This is a genomic window from Comamonas sp. HJ-2, from assembly GCF_053615495.1.
Map to the genome: position 1 here is coordinate 1 of NZ_JBSIFD010000036.1, position 25,282 is coordinate 25,282.

The window sequence follows — 25,282 nt, forward strand, 5'->3', positions numbered from 1 at the left end:
GATCCCTGCCCAAATCCATTAACCTTCAACCCCAGGACCCCAACCTAATCACTGGTACGGCTGAAGGGGGCAGGTCATGCGTAGCATGGGCCGATGCACCCTCTTTGACGTAAGCATATCGGGGCTGCGATGCACATGCAGAAAGTAATGCTGCGGCCCCTAAGGCGATGATTAAGGATTTCATGTCTCTGCTATTGCTCTTGAAGGCCCCTTCCGGGGATGAGCCTTAGAGATTACATCAACTCGTTCTTATTCAAATGTCAAAATAGTCTCACTCTTGATCGCCTGCTCATCGCCGGTTTCGGATGTTCAATCGCTGCGGTAGCTTTGAGCTTAGCCCGACTTCAAATCTAGATGAAGAGTACCCTTTTCACTGCTGCGCGCCAAGCTGCGTAAGCACTTCCCATAGTCCTCAGCAACCTTAGCATTTCGTTTGCCAGAGGATCATATTTGTCACCATCCTCCCACCGCCCAGCTCGATCAACGTTCCATTGAGGTGCCAAACAGAGCCTGAAGTTTTGCTCTCTCTGATGATACGGGTATGCGTCAAAATGTTCGTTCTGAAATCTTAAGTAGTTGTCAATATCCTCTACTAATTTTTTTGTCGCACTTGAAATTTCTGGTGATAAAAATTTGTTGCCAGCCTCTTTGTTAGCATTTACGAATGCTTCCAGGGTAGTAACTTGATTCCAATAGATTGCGTGATCAGTAGCAGTATTTACAATAATATTGTGCAAGTATTGCTCTTTTAATCCCGGCTCCAATTTCTGGTAGAGCTTTCTATCATGCTCCAAAAGCAGATCTTGTTGCTCCTTCCTTTCTTGCCTGTTTGCCTTCTCGTTGTAGGCACCGATGATGTTCAGGATGATGTTGTAGATCAGTGCTATGAGACATAGCATGAATCCCCAGAAAACGTCTTTCTCGCCGGTGACGGTAAAGTCAAACTGTTTTTTCAGTACGTGATTAACAAAGTCCTCTAGCAAACTAGAGGACATGAGCGAAATGCCAAAGAAAATCAAAACCCATGTGACTTTATTATGAAAGCTCGGTTTTATTACACGATATATCTTCAAGCCAATATCTAGGAATCTATTTAACTTATCTTCATTCATTTTTATATAAATATCAGATCAAATACAGTTGACGACAAAATTTTTGCCTACCCCTCAGGCCAGGGAAGCTGCATGGTCACGTCACACATGCCTCTCAAGCTAATATTCTGCCTGAGCTGGACGTGAAATCACTGCCAGCGAGGCAGAAGGTAAACCGCTTCTCTAGCGGAACATTCTGTGAGGTAATCCTATTTGCATGAGCACAACTTGAAGGATTTGTGATGGAAATCTCAATTTTTAAAGAGCCCGTAGATGACCTGTTGGAAGTCAAAGTGAGTCTTTATGAGTTCACTGACAAAAAAGGTAAAACTGTCGATGTCTCCGTTTGGGTGAAGTACCAAGATTCCCGATCAGCAATGGAGGCAGAGGCGAGACAAAATGCGTTGGTACAACTGAAGCGCGCGATCACTGCTCTGGAGGGCGGCGAAGTCTAGGCCGCACGTTCGATGCACAAATGGGCCGCAATGGCCCTTTGTTTTTCTTTGGTGGCGGCAGATCAAATTCACTCGACCTGCACCATTGGTGGGTATGGAGATCTTCTGGCCTCTTCGCCACTCCCGGCGAACTTGCATTTTGGCAACCCCGCGTAAGCTCAATCAAAACGCCGTGAACACGAGTGCCATATGACCACCGCCCAAAACTGCTTTGTCGCCAACCTGCCCCCCGAGCACCAGGAGATGTATGCCCTCATCCATCCTCTGCCTGATGCGGCATACACCATGGACTGCGCCATCGCTTCGATTGAAAAGACCTTGGCCACCATTGAGCGAGACTGCACAGATGCGCCTACCGGCTGCTTTGAGCTGGAGCCGGACTTTCAGCGTGGCCATGTTTGGACCCAGGACCAGCAAATTGCCTATGTGGAAGCGATTTTTCGCAAGACCGCTCCCAACCGGATCATGTTCAACTGCCCCGGCTGGACACGCGAGTCCACCACGGCTGGCGACATCAACGACAACGAATTCCAGTGCATCGACGGCCTGCAACGCCTGACCGCATGCCGGAAGTTTATGGCTGGTGAGTTCGCAGTGTTCGGAAAATACAAGGCCCAGGATCTCAGGGGCACCCCCTTTGACCCACGTCGCTTCACGCTTCAGTTCTGCATCTACGAATTCAATTCGCGTGCCGATCTGCTCAACCACTATCTGAGAATCAATTCTGGTGGTTCGGTCCACACCCCAGAAGAGCTGGACCGCGTTCGCGCTCTGCTGGCGCTGGCCGCATGAGAGCCGCAACTCGCAATGTAGGCTGGCCGAGCCATTCAGAATTGACCAACACCTGTCCTTTTTTTTCGTATGTGGCAAACTATGAACATGGCAAAAGCACACACTTCCACCAAAACGAAAGCGGGCACAAGCCGCGCTGGCGGTAGCGTGGTGGTTCAATCCGCTGAAAAGGCTCACAAAGCTGATGTCGTCGCGCGCAGTTTCGAGAAGAAAATGGCTGCCGCGCGCAAAGCATCCGTGAACAGTCACCTGGGTTTTGTTGTGCCCAAGTTGACGGGCCAAGAGGCACTGCACTTCATGCGCAGCGTTGGCGGATTTGCTCTGTCTCACGCGAAGACTTCCAAGTCCAAAAACTGATGGGTCAGATCCTTATTGCGTATCACGGTTGTGACGCAACGGTGAGGGATTCTCTGGTCGCTAGGCGAAAGAATCCCTTACCCTCGGCCAATCCCTATGACTGGCTCTACGATGGGATGTACTTTTTCGAAGGCGACTCGGCTCGCGCCTTGAAACTTGCTACAGCATCCAGCACGCGGCCTCAACACAAGCTCACTCGCAACCCCATAGCTACGCCTGCTGTAGTTGGGGCAATTATTGAGATTGATCGGCTGTTTGACCTAACCACACAAAGCGGTATCGAGAACTTCTCTCTTGCGGCGGAAATCATGGTCAAGGCCTATGAAGTCGATGGAGAAGTTCCTCCCAAAAATAAGCCCTCCTTTGAGGGCGACACTGAGAATCTTCACAGGGCCTTTGACCGAGAAGTGTGCAAGATGGTTCATGCCTTGCGCAGGCATGCGAATACCAAGGCGATTGCCCTGGCCGCGCAGATTTCTCAATCGCTCGGGTTGAATGTGAGCGGTTCACCTCTGTTGACCACTGCACAGATGAAGCAACTGGAAGAAGCCACACTTCAGATAGTCAACACTGCACCATTTCAAGCTTCGCGGGGTGCGTTTGAACAAGGCAAGCAAGTTGACCCATCGAGCGCGATCTTCGATGACACACACCTCCAGCTCGCGGTCCACGATCTTTCTTGCATCAAGGGCTGGTTCCTGTGTCCTGGTGACAAGCTTCTAACCCCGGATGAGTACCGCGCTGCTGAGGATGCGATGAACGCGGCCAAAGCGCAACGCACAGCCCAGAAACCTCGAAAACGTGCCCCCTGAGAGATCCATGCGTTCCATTCTTACTTTTGCTCTCGCCCTCTTCGTCTTCTACACAGGCCTCAACCTCGCAGCGCGGCTGCAGGTCCACGAGCAGGCCAAGCTTATCGATAAGAGCGGCCAAGTCTTTGAGGGCCGCATGAGCCGCGATATCCTGACTGGGGACTACCGAATCGACTCTCCGTCGAGCGTTGGCGAGGTCAGGATCATCCCGAAAGAACAAATTGGCGGACTGGTCTATGTTGAGAGCGATGGCTTGCCCTGGCAGTCCACGGTCACTATGTACGGAACAATCGTTTTGATGCTGTTGCTCTTCGGTTATGACATTTTCAGGAGCATGCGCAAGAGCGAGCGCCCTACTGCTCGGGCCTAGAACTAGGCGCTCCCTTCCCGAACGACCTGCCCATGGCAGGTTTTTTTACGCTCTCGCTGTCTCTGGCTGCGCTTTACATCAGGGAAGGGAAGCCGTTTCCAAGCTACAGTCATCTGTAAGACTCGCAACAAACACAAACTATAGGGGCCAATATGTCAGATCAAACAGGGAACACATCGCCTGCGAAGGTTATGGATGATCCGAAACACCACTTACACCACTGGCGCAAAGAATTCGCTCATATTTTCACTGTCGATGAGCTGCGCAAATTGGTCAGCACACCTGATCTGCTATCCGCTCTTGAGCTTGTCTACGACATTGATGTTTCCCGTCCCGTTGGTAGCCCCTCACGTTTAACGCCAGGACTTCACAAGATTCTTGAGCAGGTTGGAGCCGCGCCTAGAATGTTTAACGGCGAACCTGAATTGCTTCGTGAGGTCAGACATCTCGCAAAGCACCTCGATGACAAATCATTTGAGTCAATTAAGAAGCGTATGGTCGAGTACTACCCTCGCCGCATGAAAGACATTCTCTTGGCGCTCCACGCGTGGAATGAAGAAGTGCGCAACGGACATCCTGGCACTACAACCCAAATCGACATCACCACAAAATAAGCTGCTATGGAAATTGACGATAACGATTTGGTCACGCAATTCAACATCTGGCGCGAAAACGCCAACCGCGACACCTGCTACGCAGACAGCCAGCATGCAGGCGAGTTGCTGACATCGCTGCAGACAGAATGGCGCAGGCGTTACCCCTCTCGCTACATCCCTACTCCGGTAGTCTCTCGTGATGACAGGACAAACTGTCAGTTGTTGTGGAGCCAAGCTGAAGAGTCGCGCTACTACAGCTAACGCCCTAGGTCCGAAGCCGCAACCTTAAATCTACCTGTCGCGCCAATACAAAAGCCCGCTGGAATGCCAAGCGGGCTTTTTCTTTTGAGCTGGCGCGGTTTAGCGCGAAGTGCCAACCCCTTCTGGTCAGGCCTTGGGCACAAAGCGTCCCGTGGTGTTTGTTGCCTCGATAGGCTTCAAGTCTACCGTCAGACCATCTTGAACCTGTGGACCTCTAAGCCCTTTCACGCTGCCATCGTCATATAGCGCCCAGAGCACTACTGGGATCGATGTCTTCCCAGTTTCATTGGGGTTTGGCCGGTATTCAAAGCACCAGTCTCCAGCAGGCGCGATCTGAACAATCTTCGGTTGCTTGTTTTCCATTGAGGACTTTCTGTGTAGTTGGGTTCTGCTGGCGCAGGTTGTCGGGCCTGGTTGCCTGTTTGAACTAGCTCTGTTGTGCGGATTGCGATCTCGCACTCACATCGATGGCATAGACATCGACCGGATCTGGCCCGAAATGAGGGTGCGTGATAGTTTTCCGTGTGTACCCACGCCAAGGAAGCACCAGGCGGCTCTCATGGTCGTCTGCGGCGGGGTAGCCCAGGGTCAGCACGATTTGAGCGTAGGAGCGGCCCTCCAGACGCTTTGACCAGTAGGGCTTGGCCAGCCGGTATTCCTCGTGCTTCGAACCGTCCCGGATGGCCTCGAAATATTCTCCTTTGAGCGGTAGCGTCAGGACAGGCAATCGAGCTGGCGCGCCCTGGCTATCGCTCATGCGCGGATCAGTGTGCATTTCTCAGCCAGCTGGGCTTTGATCTTTACCACCTTGGAGTGGGGCACTATCCAGCCTTCGTAGCTCGGGTTGCGCTTACCGTCCCACCGGCACACATCAAATACGATCTGCTCCAGTGGTCCATTGCTGGGGCTGGACACCGCCATGTCGCCACTGGGCAACGCGGTTGTGACAATCTCTCCATGCACACCATTCAGTCGATAAATGCTCATTTGGCTGTGACCCTTTCTAACCTGTCATGGAGCATTTTCACTCCAGTGCCGATGTTCCATGCATACAGGATGGCCCCCAGGCCGACCAGCAACGTGAGAAGCCACGGCCAGATGCCGAATGCTGTCACCACGGATTCAAAGGGCAGATCTGCCTTGCTTGCTTCAACGCAAGAGTGCAACCCAAAGCTGCCTGCCAGAAACAGCGTGAGGCCCAAGACCAACTCAATGGGTGCATAGCGCACGACCCAGAGAATCGCCCACTTCTTCTTCAACATACTTCCTCTTTTTTTAATCTCTTAGGTTTTCGCATGCGAAACATTTAAAGCATCAGATGCATTTTGTAACAAGTTGACATCGTGACACATCTCGGCTGTCCTAACCTGACCATTCAACGCCAGCGCAGCGTGTCAGTTGCTCTCAGCGTGCATTGCTCCGTCGATATCCATTCGCTTGAACTTCAGGCGGACACCGCAGGAATTGCTGGCGCAGCACGCCGATGCCAAGGACTTTCAAGACCATCAGACGCGCACCCGGATTCAGGCCGGAGATAGCGCCGGAGGCGTAAAGACCTAGCATCAGGACATCAACGGCGGCGCTAAAGCCCAGGGCCGCGCAAACCAAGCTGGAGCTGCGCGTCCGTCGCTCAAGACAGATCACAATGCACAGGTAGAACAGCACCAGATTGATGTGCATGCTTGGCCAGTCCGCGCTACTGGACAAGTACAGCCTGCTCCAGCCAGCTACAAAGAACACCAGACTGAAGGAACTCACGGTCACTACCGAGTCGGCCATAAGCGCGAACACTGGCCGCAAGGTGATGAGCCTGAACAGATGCCACGCCATAGCGCAGACCCACAATCCCAGAAGTCGAACCATCTACTTTGTTGCTCCGTTGCAATCCACGCAGGCTATGCCGCGCTTCACGTCCGTCACGCTGTCGAAGCTCAGCCAGCCTGTAGAGATGCCGCAGCGCCGACATGACATGACTGCGATGTACTGACCAGACTCGCTGGTTCCAGCGTCCGACACATGCATCAGCACGCGGCGAGACGCTCGCTTGGCCTTGGCTTTTTCCACTGGCAAGGGGACGATCTCTGGGAACAGATCTCCGGTCATTTCATCCTTTGTCATCCCCCTGCCCTTCCCGAAAAAAAGGCCCATGAAACTGGGCCAAGCTTCAAAGCGATTTCAGGTATTGGCTGACACGCCAGACAGCCTGTAAATCGTCTTTAGGTTCTTGCGCATGTATTGCTCAAGAGCAAACACCAAACCGGACAGCAGTGCCACCAGCCCACATACAGCCAGAGCCAAATTCGCCCATAGGTTGAGTCTGCTTTTGGCCTCAGCTTCCTGCTGCTCATGATTGAAGGAGCGAAGACTTCGGCTCATACCCCATGCCTTGTTCTCCATCATGGCTAGCACGCCTGCGGAGTACTGCAGCTCGGGCGTTGCATTCGATGCCCTTTCCAGTGCCAAATCCAGGTTGGCACGGTAGGCATCCCAGTTGATCTCAGAATCCTTCTGTTTAAGCTGTGCCTGCGCAACAAGATATGGCCCGTACTCTTGGGCATCAGCAGATGCATTGCCTATCAACTCGGTGACGCGTACAGGCAGGCCGAAGCTGATGGCCTCCTCGATCTGCTTTTGTCTTGCATCGCTCTTGGACTGGCGGTGCTCTGCTCGCTCGGAGCGATCTGAAAACAAGCTACTTTCGAGTCCAGCGTGTTGAGGAGCAATCCCTTCGATGACACTCTCGAAAACAAAGGATGCGGGGATCAGCATCAACCCCATGAACACACGAGCAAATTGACCAAATATCAATCCACTAATGGCCAGAGCGGTCGCGGACAATACTCCAACGACTTTGACTAGGTTGCTCAGGGTGACAAAGGTGGAAAAAGAGGTCATTCCGGCTCGAATCCCATCCACCGCCCCGCTAGTCTCTGCGGGACCACTCGCCTCCAAGGCTTTTGCCAGCGCCTTCGGAATATCGGGACTGTTGAGGCTCTGCAGTGGCTCATGCCCCATTCCCAACCAAGCCAGGACAGCTGCAACTGCTGCCGCTACGAAGACCACAATGACCGCTATTTGCCAAACGCGCTTGAGGCGATTGGCACGTTGGGACAATGTGCCCGATACCTCTTCAATCCAGCTCGTTTCAAGCACGGGCTTCTCATCCGCTTTAGCGCCCCAATTTTTGGTACGTGTCTCGCTCATGATTTAGGCTCCTGTGGCTGCGCTTGCGCGAGAGATGCCCAGATTCTGACTATTGGTCGAGATTTGCTTTTTCATCTGCGCACACATGTGCTCGATCTGCATACTCGACTGCTCGCGCTCCCTCTTGCCTTCCAGCTGGATCTGGCTCACATCGTTTGCGGTCTTCACCAGCATGTCCTGCACGTACTGCAGAGTCTTGACATCGATAGGCAAGCGCTGATTTGACTTAGCTGTGGCCACCGCGTTCTTGTGCAGCAGATCTGCACCGCGTGTGAGCATGCTGTTCGTGAAATCATCGATGGCCACAGTCAGCTCTGCGGCGTTTTTCGATTCGTTCAGGCCCATGGCCAGCACAAACTGCCGCTTCCAAATTGGGATCGTCAGCGTAGTGATGGTGTTGAACTTGTCCACCAGGACGAAGTTCGTGGACTGGATCACACGAATCTGGGGGAGCATCTGCAGGGACGATTGCTGAAGCGCTTCGAGGTTGCCGATACGCAAGTCCAGATTGCTGGCAAAGGCCTGCATATCGGACAACTCCTGCAACTCCGCAGGGTTGGTCGCAGTTTGCTGGCGCTGCTCGATCAGCTGATTCACGCGCGCCAATGCAACGCGGCCAGCTACGATGTGCACGCTCAGCTCGTAATATTCTTTGCGAACGTTGTCGAACATCACTTCCAGTGTTTCATTGCGTTTGCTCAGCCCCGCCACTGTCGTTTGAACTTCGGTGATCACCTTGTCGATCTGCTCCTTGGATGTTTCGAACTGGTTCTGCAGGCGCATTCCGCGCATCTTGAGCTTGTCGATCCATGGCCCGATCACCGGGAGACTAGAACGCCGTCCTGACAGCACGTTCATGTTGGTCTTCTGGGCAATGCCTACGACTTCAACAAGCTGCTCGCCCATTTGCCCCCCTTCGCCGTTCCGAACCTGGCTCAACAGTTCGTCGGCATAGGCCGTTGTCTGTTCCCCCGCTCTGCGACCGAATGTGTTGACCGTTCCCGGATTCATCGGATCGATGTCTTGCACCAGCTGCGCGATGTGCTCCAGATCGCCATTACCCAGTCCCATGACTTTCAGTTGCTTGTCGCTCAGCTCATGGACTTCAACGGGATATGCAGCTGTAGGTGTCTTTGTCGCAATCGTGTTCATGATTCTTTTCCCTGTTACTGAGTGACCGAAATGGATTTGAGGTTGTCTGCGAAGCTCTTGCGCAGGTTTTCATGAGCTTGGATAGCCATGGCCAGCTGCTCGCCCGTAACGTGGTTTTGCACGCCCAGGCCCAGCATGTTCTGACGCCACAGCGGCACCAGCACCTGAGCGGTTTCGTCAAACCGATCCAGCACATCGATCAACTGGTACTTGAGCAGCTGCAGCTGCTGGCCTGTTTGTGCGTGGGAAACCTGCATGGCCTGAAGGTTGATCAACCGGCGAGAAAAGCGCTCTCGGCTCGTTTCCTGGTCAAAAGCCAATGCACCACCCTGGCTATCTGGCGTTTGAGCCAGATATTTCTGACCCGCTTCAATGTGATTGCTGATGATTTGGGCCTCGGCTCCATAGGTAGAGCACAGAGACTCAATCACATCGATGACATCGCGCACCAGCGCGGCTTCCTTGGTCGCTGCATTGAGCAGTTGATCCATGTTGATCTTGGCCACCTCAAAGCGCACACGCTTTGTCTGGGCCAGCCCAGTGAATCTCGACCACTTAGACGGCTTCTCCGAAATGGCTTTCGGGTCTGCGTCTTCTAAACACATCACCACTCCACGAATGCTCCGTGCAAGACCGGCTGAGGGATTGCTCCCCAGTAGCTTGTCCAGCTTGACATCGATCTCAGGATCTCGGACGAGCTTGCCAAAGTCACCGATACCCAGTGGGTTACGGAACAACTCTGGTATTCGTTCTGAAGTGATGACCTCGATGGAATCCATCATTAATCGGCCCTCTCAATTTGTATTGTTTAAACAGAATGAAGGGCAACTTCAAATGTTGCCCGATTAAAACTACCAGCACTTCAAAAAATGCAAGCTGATGCGCAAAGCATATTGGGCAGAACTCAAAGCCTCCAACGGGCAAGTGCCCAAGATGGGCCAACTCAGCTACGGAGCACCTGTAACTTTTGGTATCATCATCAATCGATTTAGAAGACCATTAGTAATTCTTAATCGATATTCAACCGATACCAAATAAAGGCATCCATGAAATTTAAAAATAAACTTATCACTCTTGCAGTGATTGCTTTTCTGCAAGGTTGTGGAGGGGGAGATTCATCTGCTTCATCTGGGAAACCGGAAGAGCCTGAAAAGCCTTTGACGATTGCCCAAAAGATTGCGGCCTTGGAAGAATCAGGCCAACTTCCAAAATTGAATCGAGACGATACATTGACGGGTATTGATGCTGACAGTAATGGTGTCCGTGATGATATCGATGCATATATTTCAAAAGTATTCCCTGCCGAAATACGTCAAGCGGCCACCAAAGCCGCTCAAGTTGAGCAGTCAATGCTGACGGTGGATGTGAACGATAAAGATGCTGTGCGCGACATCAACAACGCATACACCCGTGCCAATGGATGCATTTTCGAAACAGCAAGAATTAAGGACCTTGAAATAAAGCCTTACTTCGTGAGCAAGCAGATATCGGCCATTACCGCTAATACCAAAAAGCGACTCCTAGCGATGGTGGATTTCAGCCATGCTTCGAACGGAATGGTATTTACGGGCCAACTTAACGGTAACTGCGATGAATAAGAATATTTTCCAAAAAGCAATTTCGGTTGTCCTGGCAAGCGCTATCGCGCTCTCTTCCACAGCAGGCCTAGCCGCAACTGGCCTTCCAGCGCCCGCCCAGTGCCAGACGCTTGATGGCTACACCATTGGCTATTTCAACGGTGTTCTCAACACCCGCCAAGATGCTGAGCGCTCTGCGGCTTTGCTACGCGCGCAACAGTATGAGAAGCGCTTTGCGGTCCCTACGGGCGAAACCTTGATCGTGCAAAACTACTTCAACGACTCCAAGGGCTGGCGAGACTTCATCGAAGTCTTTGAACAGCGCGTTCTGCAGCAGGACGAAAACCTGTCTGGTCGTTGGGAGTTATTTCAGCAAGCCATTAGTGGCGATCTAAATAAGCCTGGTGATAGCTGGTTCGATAAGCTTGGAACAGTCTTCAACGGCTTCACAGACTGGATTAATTCCTATCAGGATTACTTGATTACGCAAGTCCCATCAGCTATTGCGGCGCGGTTTGGCATCGCAAACCTTGCTTCGTTGATTATTGGTGATGAAACCGAAGCAATCTGGCAAACCGAGGTCGAACACCGCCAACGACTCGAAACCACGATCAATGAGGGTCGAAAACTGGTAATGGTCGCCCATTCCCAGGGAAATTTATTCGTTCACGAGGCATATAAAAATGCGCTCAAACTGACCACTTCTAACTTTGTCAAAGTGGTTCATATTGCCTCTGCGTCGCCCTTCACGCATGGCCCACATGTTGTGGCTGACAAAGATCTGGTGATTAAGGGCCTGAACCTATTTTTTACCAATCCACCAGTTTATACGGTCATCCCAGGGTTGCTTGAGCGTCTGAATCCTGGCCCAACTGACTGGAAAGGCCATTCACTTGAAATGATATATTTGAATGAGTTGATTCCCACAAAGCCGCTGATTGACGGACATATCATTAACGCACTCAGCTCTATCCAAGCTCCTCCTAAAGTTGCGCAACCAGGTCTGTTTACTGTGACTCTGGACTGGGATGGTCCTGGTGATGTCGATCTGCACACCTACGAGCCGAACGGCAACAAGGTGTACTTCAGCAACAAAATCGGCTCCAGTGGTCGCCTTGATGTGGACAACATCTCTGGCTATGGCCCTGAGCACTTCTATGCCTCCTGCGACACCAACAGAATCATGGATGGAGACTACAACATCGGTGTGGCCAACTACAGCAGAGCCGATGGGCGTCGAGCCAACATTCAAGTAGCTACTCCCGATGGAGGCGTTATCGCCACCGAGTCTGTGACGCTGGGAACTGCCACTGGCACACAGACCTACCTCATGCCCATACGTATCAATGTCAAACGTGACCAGACCACTGGTGCGGTAAAGGTAAAGAAGGTCGGTTGAGAATCACTTAGATCCTGAGCGTATCCATAACCCAAGGGCACTATTTATTAGTGCCCTTTTCTTTGGGCTTGCATTTTTCTCCATCCAAGTATTCTTTTGCTGAGGAAACACGACTTGTAGGTTCTTCTGTTCCATGTTGTTCACCGTTGGTAGGCTGCTCAGGGAGTCGAAGTTACTTGAAAGCGATCTAGAAGTAGATTCAGCAAGGAAAGACAACAGAATCGCATGATTTCTTATTTAGAAGTCACCTGTAAGTCGCTATCTGGCCGCGCCACAAGAGCGTCTTGCAACCTAGACACTACTTGTAAGTTACATCAAAACAATCTGAAAAATGACAAATCATCTGGAAGCGACTTTGAAAGAGGCTTCTATAGCCTACCCAACCTTGCCGATCATGCCCTCGCCATATCAAGAATGGCTTGAAGAGGCGGAACTTGGCCTTCTGGCCTTAGATGATTGCCGAATTGAGTGCGACAACATGACATGGGTTATTTCGTACTTATTCAACAGAATAAAGCTGCCTCATAAATGCATGTCCGGGCACTTGATGCTGAGCAATCGGAAGAAATACGTCACACCGCACTACTGGATTCAACTTCCTTCTGGATATGTTGTCGATCTCAGGCTTCGCATGTGGTTCGGGGATGACGAAGCAATCCCACATGGCATCTTCCAACCAGGCATGCACCCCAGGTTCATCTACTCCGGCAAGGAAGTTGAGCCATACAAGCTCACAGCTTCACTCGCCTCCATCCTCACAGACGGATTGATCTCTAACGTCAGACTGCCCAGCAAACCAAGCCGTCCCCTGTGTACATAGGGACACGTCAACAGCACCACGAGGGATACATGGACACCTCAACTAAATTCCTTATCGTCGTCTTCGGCGTTCCTCTCGCGCTCTCCGCATTCGAGCAGCTGATGCACAGGATTGCAGGTGGCGCGCATTTCTGGCAGCAAGGCGAGAACATGCCGCGAGAACTCCGCAGGTCAACTGTGCTTATGAATGAGGAAGCAATCTCATGCACTCACCCCATCCCTATCCAAGGGCGTGTCGATCAAGTTTTCCTCTCCCAAGGTGGAGAAGTCATTCCTCTTGATACCAAGACACGTTCGGCCCACCGGGTCATGGAATCGGACGTTGTTCAGTTATCTGTCTACGCTGTAGCTCTACGTCAGAAGTACCCTACCGCGAACGTAAGCCACGGCTATATCAGAACAGTTGTTGGCTCCGTCAATGACAAATCTGTGGTCTATCACCGGGTTCGATTGCTCAGCGACCGTGCTGTCGTTCGGATCGCAATAGGCTGAGTTGTGGCCTGTTCGTTTTTTCGCATGCGAAAAAGCGGCATGTTGTGGCTACTTTTTCGCATGCGAAAAAGGTGTCCTCGCGGCCCTACTCTGTCCTCTCAGAACAATTTAAGCGCTTAAACCGGCCTTCGTAGGTGCATCGGCCCTTTTGGGGCATTGCTGAAAACTTGCATTTTTTTAAAGGCGCATAGGATTTAAACAAACCGAAACATTCACTCACAAGGGGGCTGTATGCCTAACTCACCGTCATACCAAGAGCTGCAAACCGAGAGCTTCAAGCTGTCTACTCAGGAGGAAGCTACTCTGCGCCGATACAGCACCGTCACAGGTGTGCTGGTGTGTGCCCAAGCTGTATTCATCCCTGAGCTGGGAATTGCAGGCTCGGCGCTTGCTGGGGTGATCGGCATCGCACCTCTCGCCTACAAATTCTTCTGTGCCGAAGAAAACGCCAAGGGATTCACCACCCTCGTTTCCACTTTGATTCTCAGCCCCTTGCTGGGCCTTGTGATCGATTTGCTCATGCGCCTGCTCAAGCTCAACCTGATCTGAGCTAGCGGCCCCTGGCATGAAGACCCAAGACTGAAAGCAAGGTCTGCGTCGTCGCCAATATAGAAAGTAATCCATGAAGTTCAAGCTGTTTTCAAGGTCAGCTCCTACCCCTCCTTTGTCCGTCGATCAAGCCATCTGGGAAATACACAGCCAGTATCGCCGCCACAATCGCTGGAACATTCTGGCCAACATGATGAGGGCCATTGGTGTCCTTCTCTTTCCGTTGGCCTTCATCGTCCTCTCAATGAATGGCGGCAACTGGCCATGGTCTTCATCGGATGAGTCAAAGGCGCACACCGCCTTCGTCAACGTGCGAGGGGAAATTGCTGCTGGCTCTTTGGCTGATTCTGACCGCCTGATCCCGGCCATTCAGAAAGCATTCAAGAATGAGCATTCCAAGGCCATCATCATCAAAATCAACTCTCCAGGTGGTAGCCCGGTTCCCTCCGGGCGTATCCACGATGAAATCTTGGTCCAACGCGCCAAGTTCCCAGAGAAGAAGGTTTATGCGGTCATTGACGACATCGGTGCATCTGGCGGCTACTACATCGCTGTTTCGGCCAATGAAATTTATGCAGACCGGGCGAGCCTGGTAGGCTCCATCGGAGTGATCAGCTCCACCTTCGGTTTCACCGGCCTCATGGACAAGCTAGGCATTGAACGTCGCGCGATAACCGCTGGCGAGCACAAGGCACTGCTTGACCCCTTCTCTCCCCTCTCGCCCGAGATCAAGAAATTCTGGGAGGCATTGTTGGCCCAGACCAATGAGCAGTTTGTCTCACGCGTAAAAACTGGTCGTGGTGATCGCCTTCAAGACGACCCCAAGATCTTCTCGGGCCTGATCTGGAACGGGGAGCAAGCCAAGAACCTGGGCCTTATCGATGGCCTGGGTAGCATGGAGCAGGTCGCCAGTGACGTTATTGGCGTCAGCAAGCTTGTTGACTACACCCCAAGCGAAGATTTCTTCAAGCGCATGTCTCAGCGCGCAAAGGTTGAAGCTCGCGCATTACTCAGCAACGCCCTCCCCTCCCTTCGCTAACTCCGTCGCTGGCAATGAAGCAACTGCCAAAAAATGTCATCGCAGCCCTGATCGTTGTCATTCTCTTCCTGTGCTTGCTCAGCTCCGCTCAGATCTAAATCAGCCGCTTCCAAATGAACATGAACTCCCCTACTTCCGCTCAAACTTCTGAACCTAAAGCGGTTCAGTTCCGAAATGCATTCATCAACATCTTTCTACCCATCTTCGGTTTGATCATCGCTGGCTTCCTGGGCTGGCAACTCTACAAGCTCAACGACATCACAAGCTCATTCGGCAAAGGCTCGTCCGTGAGCTTCAAGACTGAAGACGAATTCAACAATGCAGTGGCCAAAGCCTTCAACAAGATCGTTGAAGACAAACAGAAAGCCATGGCCCAGAGCAAGCTGCAGAAGTTCACTGCCGCTCCCGAATTTGTGCCTGATGGCAAGCACATCTACGGCTCCATGGATGCGCGCTACACACTGGTGGAGTTCTCCGACCTGGAGTGCCCATATTGCAAACGCTTCCACAACACGCCCAAGCAGCTCGTGGACGCCAGCAAAGGCAATGTGAACTGGCAATGGATGCACTACCCCCTGGACTTTCACAATCCTGCAGCTGCAGATCAGGCCATCGCATCGGAGTGCATCTCTGAACAACTGGGCAACCGCGCGTTCTGGGCTTTCTTGAACGATGTGTTTGTGCAGTCGCGTGGCAATGGTCAAGGCGTGCCGAATCTGGCTGAGCTGGCCACGGAAATAGGTGCTGACAGCAACAAGTTCCTCGAATGCGTCGGTTCGGGCAAATACCAGCAAAAAATCCAAGAGCACATGCAGAAAGCCGCTGCGCAAGGTATTAAGGCAACACCGGCAACATTCGTTGTCGATAACCACACCGGCAAGATGCAGCTCGTGGCTGGTGCTCAGCCCGTGCAAGCTTTGATGGCTGCTGTCTCCAAGCTCAAGGCAGAAGCAGAAGAAGAAGCAGAAAGCCAGAGCGGCCCTGGTGAACAAAGCAATGTGCAAGACAAGAGTTAAACGCTAGGAGCCATGAACATGAATGCCCCTGGCGTAATCGCCTTTGCGAATGCACCCAAGAAACCCAAGCTTCAGCTCAAGAAGGCTGTCTTGGAATACGTCGAAGGATTGGCCCTGGATCTTGGCGAAATGCTGATGCTTGAAGTTCTGGAGCCAGCCGACCGTAAGGCGCTCCAGGACGCACAGCGAGTTTGTCTCAAGCTGACATTGCAAAAGCGCTTGCACGGTGTTGACTCGTTCGTATGGGAGCAACTGCAGGCTGCAATGAAGGACGACTATAAAAAGGACGCCTGGGCATTCGAAGAAGAAGCACTTCTACTGACAGCAATGGGTTCCATCTGTGCACCTGAACTCGACATCGCCTTGCTTTCAAAGCGCATGAATAGATCCCCTTACTCTGTCGCGCTCAAAGCCTTGGAATTGGGCTATCTGCGCGCTCCTTCTTCCGACTGAACACCTCGGCCACTATCGCAGTGGCTGAGCCTCCCACTCAAGGAGTCACCATGTCACGTATCAAAAATGCTCTGGTCCGCGCCCTGAAGGCTACGGCGGGTGATCTGGATGAAATCGTCAAAATAGACGGCCTAACCAAGCAGGAGCGTTTCGTCTTGCATTCGGCTCGGGAGATTTGTGAGCGCCTGATGACGGAACAGATACGAAGCCGCGTATCCAGCCCCCCTACCCCGTCCCAGGCCGAACGACATCACTCTGACAAGCCAAAGCCACCCCAGCAGTTGCCACGGAGTCAGAAAGGAAAGCCAGCTGAGCACAATCACCAGAAGCAATTCGCCAACCACGGCAAGCCCTGGTTGCCCAATGAGGTGGGCATCATCCAAAATGCTATCACCCTGGCCAGGGCTAAGGCGGTGGAGATCGATGTGCATCACCTCTCTACTCAACTAGGACGTTCGCCCTACTCTGTCGCGTCGAAGTTGGTACAGCACGGGTTCCTCAATGAAGATTGGGCGCAACAATTTCGCAAATAGCGCAAAGATCACAACACAGACTCAATGACTAGATAGACTGCATAGCAAGGCTTTTCGCATGCGAAAAAATCGGTAGCTGAAGTCCTTGCATTTTTCTTGATCGCAGTACCATAAATTAAGTCTGTCAATTGGAGGGATACAACCATGTCTACTGCAGCACCCAAGAAACAACCTCACCCCGACACCATCAATTCGCTCAAGGCACTGGAAAAGAGCCTCCCTCTTGAAGAGATGTCGCGCACCGATGGCTTCCTGCTTCATCACTCTTTGGTGGTCCCTCAACCAGGGTTCAATGCTCGCACCGCCTTCATGGACGAGGATGAGTACTTTGCAATGCCCGAGAACGCTGCCCGCGTTCGGATGTTTGCGGATGCCTATAAGGAAGGCAAGTACGTCCCGAACATCCTGGTGAAGGTCATTGGCGGCGTTGCCTATATCCGTGATGGCTACACACGCAAGCGCGGCTTGAATTTGGCCATTGCCGAAGGGGCGCTGATCCAGAAGATTTTCGTCACTGAGATGAAGGGTGACGACGCTGAACAGGCTTTGGTTGTCATCAACGGCAACAACGGCGCTCCTGTATCTGTTTTGTCCTGTGCGGTGCAATATCAGCTTCTTGAAAGCTGGGGCTGGAGCATTGCAGAGATGGCCAGACGCTCCAACGTGACTCCAGAAGCTGTTCGTTTCGCACTCTCGCTGTTGGATCTGCCTTTGCCTGTCAAAGTGATGATCCAGAAAAATGAAGTCTCTGCGACAACGGCTTTGGAGCAGTTCAACGAACATGGAAATGACGTTGTAGAGATCCTGGCCGAAGCAGTCAAAACGGCTAAGGCTGCGCTGCCTGTGAAAGCTCCAGACGATTCCAAAAGTGGCGAGGGGGAGGGTGCCAACCCAGCGAAGAAAAAGCGCGCGCTTGTGACGAAGAAGCACCTGAAAGCGACTGCCGCCCCCAAGATGAACAAAAAGATGGTGACGGCCATGCACACCAGCCTCTCGGGCCTCACCAGCCGCCTGGATAGCATCACACCATCGGATGATGGACAGGCGTTCCTCATGAAGCTGACCAGCGAAGATGTTGCTTTGCTGCGCGAACTGGCAGGAAAGCTGCCGCAGCTCACGCCCAAAGGCGAAGAAAAGAATGAAAATCAGGAAGAACTCAGTCTGGAATGAGCCAGTAGGCCCAGACTTCCCCCAGCTTTTTTCGCATGCGAAAAAGACTGGACATAACACTCAAGAGGCCACCGGGCGATCTAATGAACAAAGTCATCAAGCGCAAACACAAGGGTAAAGCCAAGGTCGTCAGCTTCTCCAACCAGAAGGGTGGGGTGGGGAAGTCAACGGTGTGCATCCAGACTGCCTTCTATCTCGCTATCAAAGAACAAGCAAAGACTCTTGTGCTGGACTTCGATGCCCAGGGCAACACATCCTCCCGACTTGTTCCACATGAAACAAATTCTGAGGGTGAGCTGGTCCCCGTTTACAGCGGTACTCGTGTGGTGGATTTGTTTAAAAAGGACATCGGCCCCATCGAAGTCATTCACTGCCCATGCGGTGTTGACCTCATTCACACACTAAAGAACGACCACGATCTCAGTGAGATCGAAACCGGCCTCACGCTTGTAGACGCACTGAACCCGCGCGAGAATTTGCGTGAACTCATACAGCAGTACGACTATGTTTTGATCGACTGCCCGCCTAGCCTCGGCCGCAAGCTTTATGCTGCCCTCGCCATGAGCACCCATGTCGTAGCACCCGTCAAGCTGTCTGGTTTTGCTTACGATGGTCTAGAGGGCCTGCTGAGAACGTTGATCGGTGTTCAGCACTCTACGAATCCCGATCTTGAGATCTTGGGCGTCTTCATCAACGACCGCACGTCTTCGCTCAGCCATGAGCGTGCTGAAGAGAAGATACGCGCGGCTATCCCGGATCTCGTGTTCAAAAATACCATCAGAAACCGTCCCCCCCTGGATACAGCAACATCTGATGGGGTCCCGATCTGGACGCTCCCTTACGCTCACGTTGCCGCCAAAGAAGTGCTGGCCGTGATTAAAGAGCTGCTGTCGAAAGTGAACAAGAAATGAAGAACATCACCTCATTAACCGAACTGGCCGCTGTTGCTACGCGCGGCATTCAACAAGAGGACGGCAAACCTCTGTCCGTGGACATTGACGATATCGTCTCCAAGGCCCAGGTGCGCAAGCGCTTCAAGAACCTGGAAGAGCTTGCTGAAAGTCTCAAACTTGATGGCCAGATCAATGCCATCAACGTTGCTCCCAAGAACAAGGATGGCAAGTATGTGATCCTCAAAGGTGAGCGTCGCTGGCGAGCAGGCAAAATTGCCAAGCTCAAACAGATGAAGATCGTCATCGATACGCGGATGCAGGATGATCTGGACCGCACTGCGGAAGAGCTGGCAGAGAACATCCAACGTGAAAACCTCACGCCTTTTGAAATCGCTGATGGACTGAGCCAGTTCAAGGAAGCAGGGTGGACCAATGGCCAGATCTCCAAACGTGTGTCTAAAACTCCAGCGTTTGTATCTTTGTACCTGTCTCTGCTGAGCATACCCAGCTTCATTCGCGCGCTGAACGATGAGGACGTCACGAACGATGCCGAGACGCTGTACAACCTGAGTCGCATTCATGATCTGGCTCCGCAAAGAGCCATCGAGATTGTTGCCCTGGCCAAGGAAGAAAAGAGCCTATCTCGCACTGCCACCCGTGCCATCTTGAAAGAGCTGACCGCTGATGATGGGAAGGAACGTGGCAAGCGTGGACCTCAAGCCAAGGAGAGCAAGATAAAGCCCAACAGCAGCGACGACAGCAAGTCCGCAGCGGATAAGGCTCTCAATGCCAGCCAGGGCAAGCCTGATGCATCAAGCGCTTCCAGCGAGTCAGGCTCAACGGCCAGCTCTCAAGAGAGCACTGCCAAAGAGCTGGACAAGTCTGCAAAGATGAACAGTCCAGCAGCGCAAGATGCTGAGACGCAAACTACCGTGGCCAGCAAGCCCAACGATGCTCACAAGAAGCCAAGTCAACCAAGTGTTCTGAAGAATGTGAGCTTCAAAGCTGTCACACCAGGACAGATCATCCTGGCAGTTTCAGTCTCCATTGACGGCGTTGTTACAAATGCCGTGGTCATGAATGACCGGATTTCTCTTAAAGATGGCAGCGTTTGGGTGAAAACAGATGCTGGAAATGTAACTGAGGTGCTGGCCGAACAGATTACACTCCGGGGGGTTCAAGCAACCGACTAACTGTGGCTCATGACCATCTCGCGCGACACGAAGCGTAAATTCGATCTCATCAATGCGCTGTGTTCGCACGAGAAGCCTACCTTGCATGTTCTCCAAGAGACGACAAGCATCCCTTTGCAGACAATCAAACGCCAAATTGGCTTCCTACGGTCTGACTTTGGCATGCAGGTACGGTATGTCCGTGTCTCTGGGGGCGATAGAGGCTCCAACGGGTACTACACCATCGATGACTGGGGCATCATCGACATGAAGAACTTCCTGAAGCACTATGGAAAGTTCTGACGGAACACTCTTCCGCCAAGGATTTCCTACAAACCTGCGTATCACCACGCAGGTTTTTTTTTGACAGAACTGGCATTGAATGAGGGCTGGCGCATGCCAGGTTGCATTTCTGGGAAGCAGGGTAGGGTAGTGCAATACCCCAAAGAAGAGCATCACCATGAAATTCAAACGAATGGAGCGTTTTGAGCGCGCGGCTTGGACACAGCGCGGACTCGCCATGGCCACCTCAAAGCCAGCACGTTTGGCAAAGAAGCTCCAAGAGAAATATCCGCTTATTTCAGATCAACTCCCAGCTCCGAAGCCATTTGACGCTGATGCAGAGCTGTCACGCCGTCAATCTCTGCTCGACAGCACAGAGGCGCGGCAGCGCGCGCATGAAGCTCGCTGCTGGCGCAAAGCTCGGGGAAATTTCTTCCGCGCTACTCCTGATCAGCAGGAAGCCATTCGTAGCACCTGGAAGGGCTGGAGAGGCCCGCTGACGGCTTTCTACTTCGGCTATGTGGTGGACGTAGCCACAGGCGAATATGAAGCACGCTGCCAGCGCGCACGAGACAAAGAACGGGCAAGGTCCATGGAGATCAGAGCTAGGGAGCGTCAAGCTCAGACCCTGCAGCTCCAGTTCGCCTGAAGCATGTGAAAGGCTGTGAGGATCGACATCGAGCACATCACCCCAAAAATACCCCATGGATTTCGCTCTTCACGGAGCCGGTGAGGGGCAACCTCTGGTTGACCCCAAAACCCCCCCCAAAAATTGTCCGAATAGCCCATTTTGGGCAACCATGTCGGGCATGTGACACTCTCAACCCCAAAAACCCCCCCGAAATTTTGACCGATAGGTTTGCCGGGAGCCAGCAGAGGAGAGGCAGTGATCAGCACCCGCTTTCCACCCCCTATTTTTGTCCAATTAAGGCAATGCGCCTGTTTCACCCTTATCAAAAGCTCATTTTGAGTAGCTTTTCCCCGCTCTAGATCTCAGCTAATCCGTTGGAAAGGGAAAAAAACTGTCCAAACGTACCAATTGAGGGGGGGTGAAGGGCATATCTGTTCAGCTCAGAACCGCACATACCAATTGAGGGGTGTTAAGGCCGATTTTTTCCCAGTGGAAGTGCTCAACGTACCAACTGAGGGGGGTTGAGGCCAATTTTTTTCCTAAAAGCACTCTGCACGCCTATGCGATAGCTCACCACTAGCTCAGATGGGCATAGCCATCAGGCCACAGTTAAGCAACTCAACGTGCCGCCTCAGAGCAGAAGGCGTTGTACCAATCCAGGGGGGATAAACAGATTTTTTGGCGCGATAGCGAAAAAGCACACGTACCAACTGAAGGGGGGATACGTACCAAATAGGGGGGGGTGAACACTGAAATTTGCTTGATAGTGCTCCAGAAAATGGAGCACCAAACTGTGAATAACAGGGGCTATCGAGCAAATTTGGGTGACACCATTGATCCCAAATTAAGGTGTGTAAGAGCCCAAATCGGGGGTGACACCCTACCAACCAGCGGATGTTATCGAACCAATGGACGGGGCCTACCGTACCAATACGGGGGTGTTATGCCTCTGCAACCCATTATCAACAAACAGCTTTTCGCTCTCTTTATTGTAGTTAGCGTATTAAAGTTTTTATTGTTTTTAACGGTGCGCTTTCGCGGTTTACGAAGGCAAAAAAATGCGGGACTCCCTGGGGTGCTAATAACGTTGCAGCGGTAGAGCACAGAAGAAAATTTTTCCCGATAGCTAACCAATGCAGCGACGACTCACGGAGTCAGACAGAAGACGTTCAACACGTACAAAACCACATGGCTAGATCAGGAACCAAAAAAAGGGGTCTACCGTACCAATTGAGGGGTGCTAACGAGCAATTTTTCTGTATGGCTGAGGGGGTCATCCCTCTAAAGGAGTCGCTGCTGAAAAGCTATCGAGACAAAATTCGGACTGGGTGCGGTTTTTTGCTCTTTACGCTAAAAATTTCCCAAAACAAGGGAGCTATCAGCACAAATTAAGGCTTGCAACGTACCAACTGAGGGGTGTTGAAGTACCAACACCCGGCATCTTTCGTACCAATCAAAGGGTGGCATTGCTCTATAAGTTGTTGATAACAAACAACTAAATTAAGCCCTTATGGTATCTATGCCTCTAGGTATCTATGTTTTTACGGCGCGCACGATGAGCAAGTGCACACCTATTGCAATCCTGCAAAAAAGTGAATAAATTCCGGGGTGATAATCCGTTGGCAATCAATAAATTTTTCTCAAATCGGCTCCAGGATCAGGAAAATTCCTTGTCTTGGTTAGGGCAACAAAAAGGGCGAAGCCATGGCCAAAGACGTTGAAGCAGAAGAATTCAATCTGCCGATGACCGATGCTGACCGGCAAATTGGCCTGTCTGGCTTCCCTGACCCCGAACCTGATTCGAAAAAGCGATTTCGCCGCGTCAACGTCAGAGCAGCAAAAGCTCGGCCTGAGTCCATCAGGAAGAACTATCCGCTCATCCATTCGTTGACTGCAACATTGCAGACAAATCATCAGCAGAAGCTGATGAACATGATCATCAAGTGCGTCCAGACGCAAGAGCGCGATGCTGATGGTTTTTGGTCGATGCCATTTTCGGATTTGAAGGTTGCACTCAACCTCAACACCAACAATCGCACCCACATCTCTGCAGTCGCAAATTCGATGCAGGAGATCAAGATGCACTTCGACATGGCGTCGAAGGATCTGAAGAATCCCAAGCTGGTGTGGATTGTGTTCGTGCCGACCATCCTGTACGAGTCAGGCGAAGTGCGCTTCAAGATCAACAGCGATGTTGAGCATCTTTTTTCTAAAGACCATCGATACGCGTTGCTCGAAGAGCGCGAGATGGCCGCTCTCAAGCTTCAGTGCTCGGTACGGCTGTACGAACTCGTCTGCCAGGATGCTGGTATCCAGCACTCCGCACTGATGCCATGGGAAATGCTGCGTGGCCTGATCATGGCCAAGGACATTCCGAAGAAGGCCGAGACATGGAGCGGCTTCAGCGAGCGATATTTGATTCCATCGATCCATGAGGTTTCGATGCAGACCCGGTTCAACGTTGAGCTGGATGTCATCAAGCGGGGCAAATTCGTTCATCAGGTCCGTCTGCTGATCAAGCTGAAAAACAACCGGCAAGAAGTTCTCTCTGGCATCAGCGAAACACCTGCGCATGCTCAGATGCGTGGCTTCCTTGAAGGCTGGCCTCTCCCTAACGGTGACATCCTCAGCCTTTTCGGTAAGTACTCCATCGAGGACATACAAAACGCATACGCCCACACGCTGTACCGCTCGAAGTTTGAAAAGTACCAGCTCAAGCACCCACACAAGTATTTCTTGCGTAGCTTGGAGCACAAGTATTTCAAGGACTACCCCGATTGCGCGAAGGTGATGGGACTTATCTTCGTCTCGGCTGTTCGCAACGAAGTTGATGACGTAGTGCCTGATGCCCGCAGGTCTAATGTCGAAGACACAGTGACGATTGAAGATATCGATAGGCGAGTCATGCTGCGTCGGCAAACCGAGCTACAAGGGATGGTTGATGGCATGCCTGCAGAGCAGCGCCATGCTCTGTTCTCCAAGTACAACGACACGCTGAAGGATGATCGATTCAAGCTCAACATCGGACGGCGCAACCGTGCCGGAAGCATGTCGATGTTCAGGCACTGGTACGGTGAAACGGTCTATGGTGCCATTTCTGCCGAAGAGCGTGAGTTGGCAAAGCAAGCGATCCTAGCTGAGGCCGTGGCGACTACCTACTGAGTTTGGTCTTGCATTTTTAACGATGCCGGTACTCTGGTTGTCAGTCACAACAGGAGTCCAGCATGTTTCAGACCGCCGATCTATTTGGGTTTGTCGCACCAGCAATTCAGCCAGGTGCGAAGGCAAGTGCCAAGGCCAAGCCCTTCATCATCGACATCAATGCCAAAGCACCGATTCCTGCTGCTGTCCGTGCACAGCTGAAAAGGGATGCACAAAACGTGCGCGCCTGCGCTGAGCGCAAAGGCCTGAGCATGGACCACTGGGAAGAAATGGATGAGGTAGACCATGCGAAAAATCACTTTGAGCTGGGATGCTGGCTGTACTTCTATCAAGGGTCTTTCTATGACCTGAGCAAAGACAATATCAATGAGCGCGTGCAGTGCATGCTGCGCCTGTTCTTGAATGGATTCACTAACCCCGGCTATAGCTTCTACACGGTCTTCGATTTCGGTGAGCGCCAATTCGATTCGATCATGGAGATGGGAGACAGCGAGCGTGTGAAGGCAGAGATGCAAAAGGCTTTGCCCCTGGACAAGACAGGCAAAATTGCAGCTGCGTTCAGCTACCATGGCTGGTCCACAAATTGAAAAAGGTGAGGGGATGAAGCAGGCGATTTTCACCATTTTTGAAGATGCTCCGGGCTACTGGTTCGTGCCATACGAACAAGAAGCTGCAGCGAAGGCAAACCCCGAAAAGTTTCGGCAGGATGTCTACCAAACCAAGATCGCAGCCTGCCGCGCTACTCTTGCTTTGGCCAAGGAAGTTGGTGCAACTGAGCTTCATCTGCACGGGTTTGGTTCAACCACAACAATCAAGAAAGAAGCCGCTGCACAGGGCATCAAGCCCATGGTCTACTGGCCAGCAGCTTCTACGAAAATTGCTCCGTTTGCACGAGGAAAGTAAGGCGACTTTTTCGCATGCGAAAAACTTCGACAGTGGAGAATGTTTCGCGTCGGTTGATCGACGACTTATTCCCAGAAACCTTACCTAAGCGCACGAAGCCTC

General features: G+C 52.0%; 34 protein-coding genes. 24 read left to right on the forward strand and 10 right to left on the reverse strand.

The genetic code is table 11. The annotated features are described in order from the left end of the window. Positions 1-350: 350 nt before the first annotated feature. A complete protein-coding gene (locus ACWGXF_RS22165; protein ID WP_182312682.1) occupies positions 351-1,112 on the reverse strand; it encodes a hypothetical protein in 762 nt (253 codons plus the stop codon). 221 nt (positions 1,113-1,333) lie between these two features. Here ACWGXF_RS22165 and ACWGXF_RS22170 point away from each other — a divergent pair, with 221 nt between their 5' ends. The 7 genes from ACWGXF_RS22170 (at position 1,334) to ACWGXF_RS22200 (ending at position 4,734) form a co-directional block, all read left to right on the forward strand. Next, positions 1,334-1,546 carry a hypothetical protein gene (locus tag ACWGXF_RS22170; protein ID WP_046462369.1) on the forward strand — a complete coding sequence of 71 codons (213 nt, stop codon included), beginning with the start codon at positions 1,334-1,336 and terminating at the stop codon, positions 1,544-1,546. Positions 1,547-1,735: 189 nt separating this feature from the next. Continuing rightward, positions 1,736-2,338, forward strand: a complete 603-nt coding sequence (locus tag ACWGXF_RS22175) for a DUF262 domain-containing protein (RefSeq protein ID WP_046462370.1) — start codon at positions 1,736-1,738, stop codon at positions 2,336-2,338. A gap of 87 nt (positions 2,339-2,425) precedes the next feature. Continuing rightward, on the forward strand, positions 2,426-2,695 hold the full coding sequence (locus tag ACWGXF_RS22180) for a hypothetical protein (RefSeq protein ID WP_131667149.1): 270 nt from the start codon (positions 2,426-2,428) through the stop codon (positions 2,693-2,695). A gap of 116 nt (positions 2,696-2,811) precedes the next feature. Then, complete coding sequence (locus tag ACWGXF_RS22185) at positions 2,812-3,507, forward strand: hypothetical protein (RefSeq protein WP_417283863.1); 696 nt, start codon at positions 2,812-2,814, stop codon at positions 3,505-3,507. Positions 3,508-3,514: 7 nt separating this feature from the next. Next, positions 3,515-3,877 carry a hypothetical protein gene (locus ACWGXF_RS22190; protein WP_046462373.1) on the forward strand — a complete coding sequence of 121 codons (363 nt, stop codon included), beginning with the start codon at positions 3,515-3,517 and terminating at the stop codon, positions 3,875-3,877. Positions 3,878-4,068: 191 nt separating this feature from the next. Next, positions 4,069-4,491 carry a hypothetical protein gene (locus tag ACWGXF_RS22195; protein ID WP_417283864.1) on the forward strand — a complete coding sequence of 141 codons (423 nt, stop codon included), beginning with the start codon at positions 4,069-4,071 and terminating at the stop codon, positions 4,489-4,491. Between the two features lie 6 nt (positions 4,492-4,497). Next, a complete protein-coding gene (locus ACWGXF_RS22200; RefSeq protein ID WP_046462375.1) occupies positions 4,498-4,734 on the forward strand; it encodes a hypothetical protein in 237 nt (78 codons plus the stop codon). 126 nt (positions 4,735-4,860) lie between these two features. Here ACWGXF_RS22200 and ACWGXF_RS22205 read toward each other — a convergent pair whose 3' ends face one another. From ACWGXF_RS22205 to ACWGXF_RS22245, 9 genes are all read right to left on the reverse strand, one after another. Continuing rightward, entirely contained in the window at positions 4,861-5,097 is a 237-nt protein-coding gene (locus ACWGXF_RS22205; RefSeq protein ID WP_131667151.1) for a hypothetical protein, read from the reverse strand. Between the two features lie 64 nt (positions 5,098-5,161). Beyond that, positions 5,162-5,491: a hypothetical protein gene (locus tag ACWGXF_RS22210; RefSeq protein ID WP_046462376.1), complete on the reverse strand. Its 330-nt coding sequence runs from the start codon at positions 5,489-5,491 to the stop codon at positions 5,162-5,164. Further along, positions 5,488-5,721, reverse strand: a complete 234-nt coding sequence (locus tag ACWGXF_RS22215) for a hypothetical protein (RefSeq protein ID WP_046462377.1) — start codon at positions 5,719-5,721, stop codon at positions 5,488-5,490. Before ACWGXF_RS22215 ends, ACWGXF_RS22210 begins: the two co-directional genes overlap by 4 nt. Continuing rightward, positions 5,718-5,996, reverse strand: coding sequence for a hypothetical protein (locus tag ACWGXF_RS22220; RefSeq protein WP_046462378.1), 279 nt, complete (start codon positions 5,994-5,996; stop codon positions 5,718-5,720). Before ACWGXF_RS22220 ends, ACWGXF_RS22215 begins: the two co-directional genes overlap by 4 nt. Positions 5,997-6,138: 142 nt before the next feature. Further along, the gene (locus ACWGXF_RS22225) at positions 6,139-6,414 is read right to left on the reverse strand and encodes a hypothetical protein (protein WP_131667152.1); all 276 of its coding nucleotides are present in this window, start codon (positions 6,412-6,414) and stop codon (positions 6,139-6,141) included. Between the two features lie 183 nt (positions 6,415-6,597). Then, on the reverse strand, positions 6,598-6,852 hold the full coding sequence (locus ACWGXF_RS22230; protein ID WP_131667153.1) for a hypothetical protein: 255 nt from the start codon (positions 6,850-6,852) through the stop codon (positions 6,598-6,600). Between the two features lie 57 nt (positions 6,853-6,909). Then, positions 6,910-7,938, reverse strand: coding sequence for a hypothetical protein (locus ACWGXF_RS22235; protein ID WP_046462381.1), 1,029 nt, complete (start codon positions 7,936-7,938; stop codon positions 6,910-6,912). Between the two features lie 3 nt (positions 7,939-7,941). Next, the gene (locus ACWGXF_RS22240; RefSeq protein WP_046462382.1) at positions 7,942-9,090 is read right to left on the reverse strand and encodes a toxic anion resistance protein; all 1,149 of its coding nucleotides are present in this window, start codon (positions 9,088-9,090) and stop codon (positions 7,942-7,944) included. A 14-nt stretch (positions 9,091-9,104) separates the two neighbouring features. Then, positions 9,105-9,872 (reverse strand): hypothetical protein, encoded by a 768-nt coding sequence (locus ACWGXF_RS22245; protein ID WP_131667154.1) that lies wholly within the window; start codon positions 9,870-9,872, stop codon positions 9,105-9,107. Between the two features lie 264 nt (positions 9,873-10,136). Here ACWGXF_RS22245 and ACWGXF_RS22250 point away from each other — a divergent pair, with 264 nt between their 5' ends. From ACWGXF_RS22250 to ACWGXF_RS22330, 17 genes are all read left to right on the forward strand, one after another. Beyond that, positions 10,137-10,688 carry a hypothetical protein gene (locus ACWGXF_RS22250; RefSeq protein ID WP_131667155.1) on the forward strand — a complete coding sequence of 184 codons (552 nt, stop codon included), beginning with the start codon at positions 10,137-10,139 and terminating at the stop codon, positions 10,686-10,688. After that, entirely contained in the window at positions 10,633-12,066 is a 1,434-nt protein-coding gene (locus ACWGXF_RS22255; protein ID WP_131667156.1) for a YfaP family protein, read from the forward strand. The genes ACWGXF_RS22250 and ACWGXF_RS22255 overlap by 56 nt, the downstream gene beginning before the upstream one ends. A gap of 331 nt (positions 12,067-12,397) precedes the next feature. Continuing rightward, on the forward strand, positions 12,398-12,886 hold the full coding sequence (locus ACWGXF_RS22260) for a hypothetical protein (RefSeq protein WP_223305755.1): 489 nt from the start codon (positions 12,398-12,400) through the stop codon (positions 12,884-12,886). A gap of 29 nt (positions 12,887-12,915) precedes the next feature. Then, positions 12,916-13,377 carry a PD-(D/E)XK nuclease family protein gene (locus ACWGXF_RS22265; protein WP_046462399.1) on the forward strand — a complete coding sequence of 154 codons (462 nt, stop codon included), beginning with the start codon at positions 12,916-12,918 and terminating at the stop codon, positions 13,375-13,377. Positions 13,378-13,608: 231 nt separating this feature from the next. Beyond that, positions 13,609-13,926, forward strand: coding sequence for a hypothetical protein (locus tag ACWGXF_RS22270; RefSeq protein WP_046462385.1), 318 nt, complete (start codon positions 13,609-13,611; stop codon positions 13,924-13,926). Between the two features lie 73 nt (positions 13,927-13,999). Beyond that, entirely contained in the window at positions 14,000-14,965 is a 966-nt protein-coding gene (sppA, locus tag ACWGXF_RS22275; RefSeq protein ID WP_046462386.1) for a signal peptide peptidase SppA, read from the forward strand. 119 nt (positions 14,966-15,084) lie between these two features. Further along, complete coding sequence (locus ACWGXF_RS22280; RefSeq protein ID WP_080944557.1) at positions 15,085-15,981, forward strand: DsbA family protein; 897 nt, start codon at positions 15,085-15,087, stop codon at positions 15,979-15,981. A gap of 12 nt (positions 15,982-15,993) precedes the next feature. After that, positions 15,994-16,434: a hypothetical protein gene (locus tag ACWGXF_RS22285; RefSeq protein WP_046462387.1), complete on the forward strand. Its 441-nt coding sequence runs from the start codon at positions 15,994-15,996 to the stop codon at positions 16,432-16,434. Between the two features lie 50 nt (positions 16,435-16,484). Beyond that, positions 16,485-16,967: a hypothetical protein gene (locus ACWGXF_RS22290; protein WP_034367536.1), complete on the forward strand. Its 483-nt coding sequence runs from the start codon at positions 16,485-16,487 to the stop codon at positions 16,965-16,967. A 144-nt stretch (positions 16,968-17,111) separates the two neighbouring features. After that, positions 17,112-18,137, forward strand: coding sequence for a hypothetical protein (locus ACWGXF_RS22295; RefSeq protein ID WP_046462388.1), 1,026 nt, complete (start codon positions 17,112-17,114; stop codon positions 18,135-18,137). Between the two features lie 83 nt (positions 18,138-18,220). Continuing rightward, complete coding sequence (locus tag ACWGXF_RS22300; protein WP_046462401.1) at positions 18,221-19,048, forward strand: ParA family protein; 828 nt, start codon at positions 18,221-18,223, stop codon at positions 19,046-19,048. Next, the gene (locus ACWGXF_RS22305; RefSeq protein ID WP_052951116.1) at positions 19,045-20,223 is read left to right on the forward strand and encodes a ParB/RepB/Spo0J family partition protein; all 1,179 of its coding nucleotides are present in this window, start codon (positions 19,045-19,047) and stop codon (positions 20,221-20,223) included. The genes ACWGXF_RS22300 and ACWGXF_RS22305 overlap by 4 nt, the downstream gene beginning before the upstream one ends. Before the next feature lie 9 nt (positions 20,224-20,232). Then, a complete protein-coding gene (locus tag ACWGXF_RS22310; protein WP_034367538.1) occupies positions 20,233-20,505 on the forward strand; it encodes a helix-turn-helix domain-containing protein in 273 nt (90 codons plus the stop codon). A 157-nt stretch (positions 20,506-20,662) separates the two neighbouring features. Further along, on the forward strand, positions 20,663-21,133 hold the full coding sequence (locus ACWGXF_RS22315; protein WP_131367707.1) for a hypothetical protein: 471 nt from the start codon (positions 20,663-20,665) through the stop codon (positions 21,131-21,133). Between the two features lie 1,686 nt (positions 21,134-22,819). Continuing rightward, complete coding sequence (locus tag ACWGXF_RS22320) at positions 22,820-24,277, forward strand: replication initiation protein (RefSeq protein ID WP_034396707.1); 1,458 nt, start codon at positions 22,820-22,822, stop codon at positions 24,275-24,277. A gap of 62 nt (positions 24,278-24,339) precedes the next feature. Next, positions 24,340-24,864: a hypothetical protein gene (locus ACWGXF_RS22325; protein WP_052951117.1), complete on the forward strand. Its 525-nt coding sequence runs from the start codon at positions 24,340-24,342 to the stop codon at positions 24,862-24,864. Beyond that, positions 24,845-25,180, forward strand: a complete 336-nt coding sequence (locus ACWGXF_RS22330) for a hypothetical protein (RefSeq protein WP_131367706.1) — start codon at positions 24,845-24,847, stop codon at positions 25,178-25,180. Before ACWGXF_RS22325 ends, ACWGXF_RS22330 begins: the two co-directional genes overlap by 20 nt. The last annotated feature ends 102 nt before the right edge of the window (positions 25,181-25,282 follow it).

What these genes read in the sequence shown, in the direction of transcription:
- ACWGXF_RS22165 (WP_182312682.1), bottom strand. Translation starts at nt 1,112, where the DNA reads ATGAATGAAGATAAGTTAAATAGATTCCTAGATATTGGCTTGAAGATA.
- ACWGXF_RS22170 (WP_046462369.1), top strand. Translation starts at nt 1,334, where the DNA reads ATGGAAATCTCAATTTTTAAAGAGCCCGTAGATGACCTGTTGGAAGTC.
- ACWGXF_RS22175 (WP_046462370.1), top strand. Translation starts at nt 1,736, where the DNA reads ATGACCACCGCCCAAAACTGCTTTGTCGCCAACCTGCCCCCCGAGCAC.
- ACWGXF_RS22180 (WP_131667149.1), top strand. Translation starts at nt 2,426, where the DNA reads ATGGCAAAAGCACACACTTCCACCAAAACGAAAGCGGGCACAAGCCGC.
- ACWGXF_RS22185 (WP_417283863.1), top strand. Translation starts at nt 2,812, where the DNA reads ATGTACTTTTTCGAAGGCGACTCGGCTCGCGCCTTGAAACTTGCTACA.
- ACWGXF_RS22190 (WP_046462373.1), top strand. Translation starts at nt 3,515, where the DNA reads ATGCGTTCCATTCTTACTTTTGCTCTCGCCCTCTTCGTCTTCTACACA.
- ACWGXF_RS22195 (WP_417283864.1), top strand. Translation starts at nt 4,069, where the DNA reads ATGGATGATCCGAAACACCACTTACACCACTGGCGCAAAGAATTCGCT.
- ACWGXF_RS22200 (WP_046462375.1), top strand. Translation starts at nt 4,498, where the DNA reads ATGGAAATTGACGATAACGATTTGGTCACGCAATTCAACATCTGGCGC.
- ACWGXF_RS22205 (WP_131667151.1), bottom strand. Translation starts at nt 5,097, where the DNA reads ATGGAAAACAAGCAACCGAAGATTGTTCAGATCGCGCCTGCTGGAGAC.
- ACWGXF_RS22210 (WP_046462376.1), bottom strand. Translation starts at nt 5,491, where the DNA reads ATGAGCGATAGCCAGGGCGCGCCAGCTCGATTGCCTGTCCTGACGCTA.
- ACWGXF_RS22215 (WP_046462377.1), bottom strand. Translation starts at nt 5,721, where the DNA reads ATGAGCATTTATCGACTGAATGGTGTGCATGGAGAGATTGTCACAACC.
- ACWGXF_RS22220 (WP_046462378.1), bottom strand. Translation starts at nt 5,996, where the DNA reads ATGTTGAAGAAGAAGTGGGCGATTCTCTGGGTCGTGCGCTATGCACCC.
- ACWGXF_RS22225 (WP_131667152.1), bottom strand. Translation starts at nt 6,414, where the DNA reads ATGCACATCAATCTGGTGCTGTTCTACCTGTGCATTGTGATCTGTCTT.
- ACWGXF_RS22230 (WP_131667153.1), bottom strand. Translation starts at nt 6,852, where the DNA reads ATGACAAAGGATGAAATGACCGGAGATCTGTTCCCAGAGATCGTCCCC.
- ACWGXF_RS22235 (WP_046462381.1), bottom strand. Translation starts at nt 7,938, where the DNA reads ATGAGCGAGACACGTACCAAAAATTGGGGCGCTAAAGCGGATGAGAAG.
- ACWGXF_RS22240 (WP_046462382.1), bottom strand. Translation starts at nt 9,090, where the DNA reads ATGAACACGATTGCGACAAAGACACCTACAGCTGCATATCCCGTTGAA.
- ACWGXF_RS22245 (WP_131667154.1), bottom strand. Translation starts at nt 9,872, where the DNA reads ATGATGGATTCCATCGAGGTCATCACTTCAGAACGAATACCAGAGTTG.
- ACWGXF_RS22250 (WP_131667155.1), top strand. Translation starts at nt 10,137, where the DNA reads ATGAAATTTAAAAATAAACTTATCACTCTTGCAGTGATTGCTTTTCTG.
- ACWGXF_RS22255 (WP_131667156.1), top strand. Translation starts at nt 10,633, where the DNA reads ATGCTTCGAACGGAATGGTATTTACGGGCCAACTTAACGGTAACTGCG.
- ACWGXF_RS22260 (WP_223305755.1), top strand. Translation starts at nt 12,398, where the DNA reads ATGACAAATCATCTGGAAGCGACTTTGAAAGAGGCTTCTATAGCCTAC.
- ACWGXF_RS22265 (WP_046462399.1), top strand. Translation starts at nt 12,916, where the DNA reads ATGGACACCTCAACTAAATTCCTTATCGTCGTCTTCGGCGTTCCTCTC.
- ACWGXF_RS22270 (WP_046462385.1), top strand. Translation starts at nt 13,609, where the DNA reads ATGCCTAACTCACCGTCATACCAAGAGCTGCAAACCGAGAGCTTCAAG.
- sppA (WP_046462386.1), top strand. Translation starts at nt 14,000, where the DNA reads ATGAAGTTCAAGCTGTTTTCAAGGTCAGCTCCTACCCCTCCTTTGTCC.
- ACWGXF_RS22280 (WP_080944557.1), top strand. Translation starts at nt 15,085, where the DNA reads ATGAACTCCCCTACTTCCGCTCAAACTTCTGAACCTAAAGCGGTTCAG.
- ACWGXF_RS22285 (WP_046462387.1), top strand. Translation starts at nt 15,994, where the DNA reads ATGAACATGAATGCCCCTGGCGTAATCGCCTTTGCGAATGCACCCAAG.
- ACWGXF_RS22290 (WP_034367536.1), top strand. Translation starts at nt 16,485, where the DNA reads ATGTCACGTATCAAAAATGCTCTGGTCCGCGCCCTGAAGGCTACGGCG.
- ACWGXF_RS22295 (WP_046462388.1), top strand. Translation starts at nt 17,112, where the DNA reads ATGTCTACTGCAGCACCCAAGAAACAACCTCACCCCGACACCATCAAT.
- ACWGXF_RS22300 (WP_046462401.1), top strand. Translation starts at nt 18,221, where the DNA reads ATGAACAAAGTCATCAAGCGCAAACACAAGGGTAAAGCCAAGGTCGTC.
- ACWGXF_RS22305 (WP_052951116.1), top strand. Translation starts at nt 19,045, where the DNA reads ATGAAGAACATCACCTCATTAACCGAACTGGCCGCTGTTGCTACGCGC.
- ACWGXF_RS22310 (WP_034367538.1), top strand. Translation starts at nt 20,233, where the DNA reads ATGACCATCTCGCGCGACACGAAGCGTAAATTCGATCTCATCAATGCG.
- ACWGXF_RS22315 (WP_131367707.1), top strand. Translation starts at nt 20,663, where the DNA reads ATGAAATTCAAACGAATGGAGCGTTTTGAGCGCGCGGCTTGGACACAG.
- ACWGXF_RS22320 (WP_034396707.1), top strand. Translation starts at nt 22,820, where the DNA reads ATGGCCAAAGACGTTGAAGCAGAAGAATTCAATCTGCCGATGACCGAT.
- ACWGXF_RS22325 (WP_052951117.1), top strand. Translation starts at nt 24,340, where the DNA reads ATGTTTCAGACCGCCGATCTATTTGGGTTTGTCGCACCAGCAATTCAG.
- ACWGXF_RS22330 (WP_131367706.1), top strand. Translation starts at nt 24,845, where the DNA reads ATGGCTGGTCCACAAATTGAAAAAGGTGAGGGGATGAAGCAGGCGATT.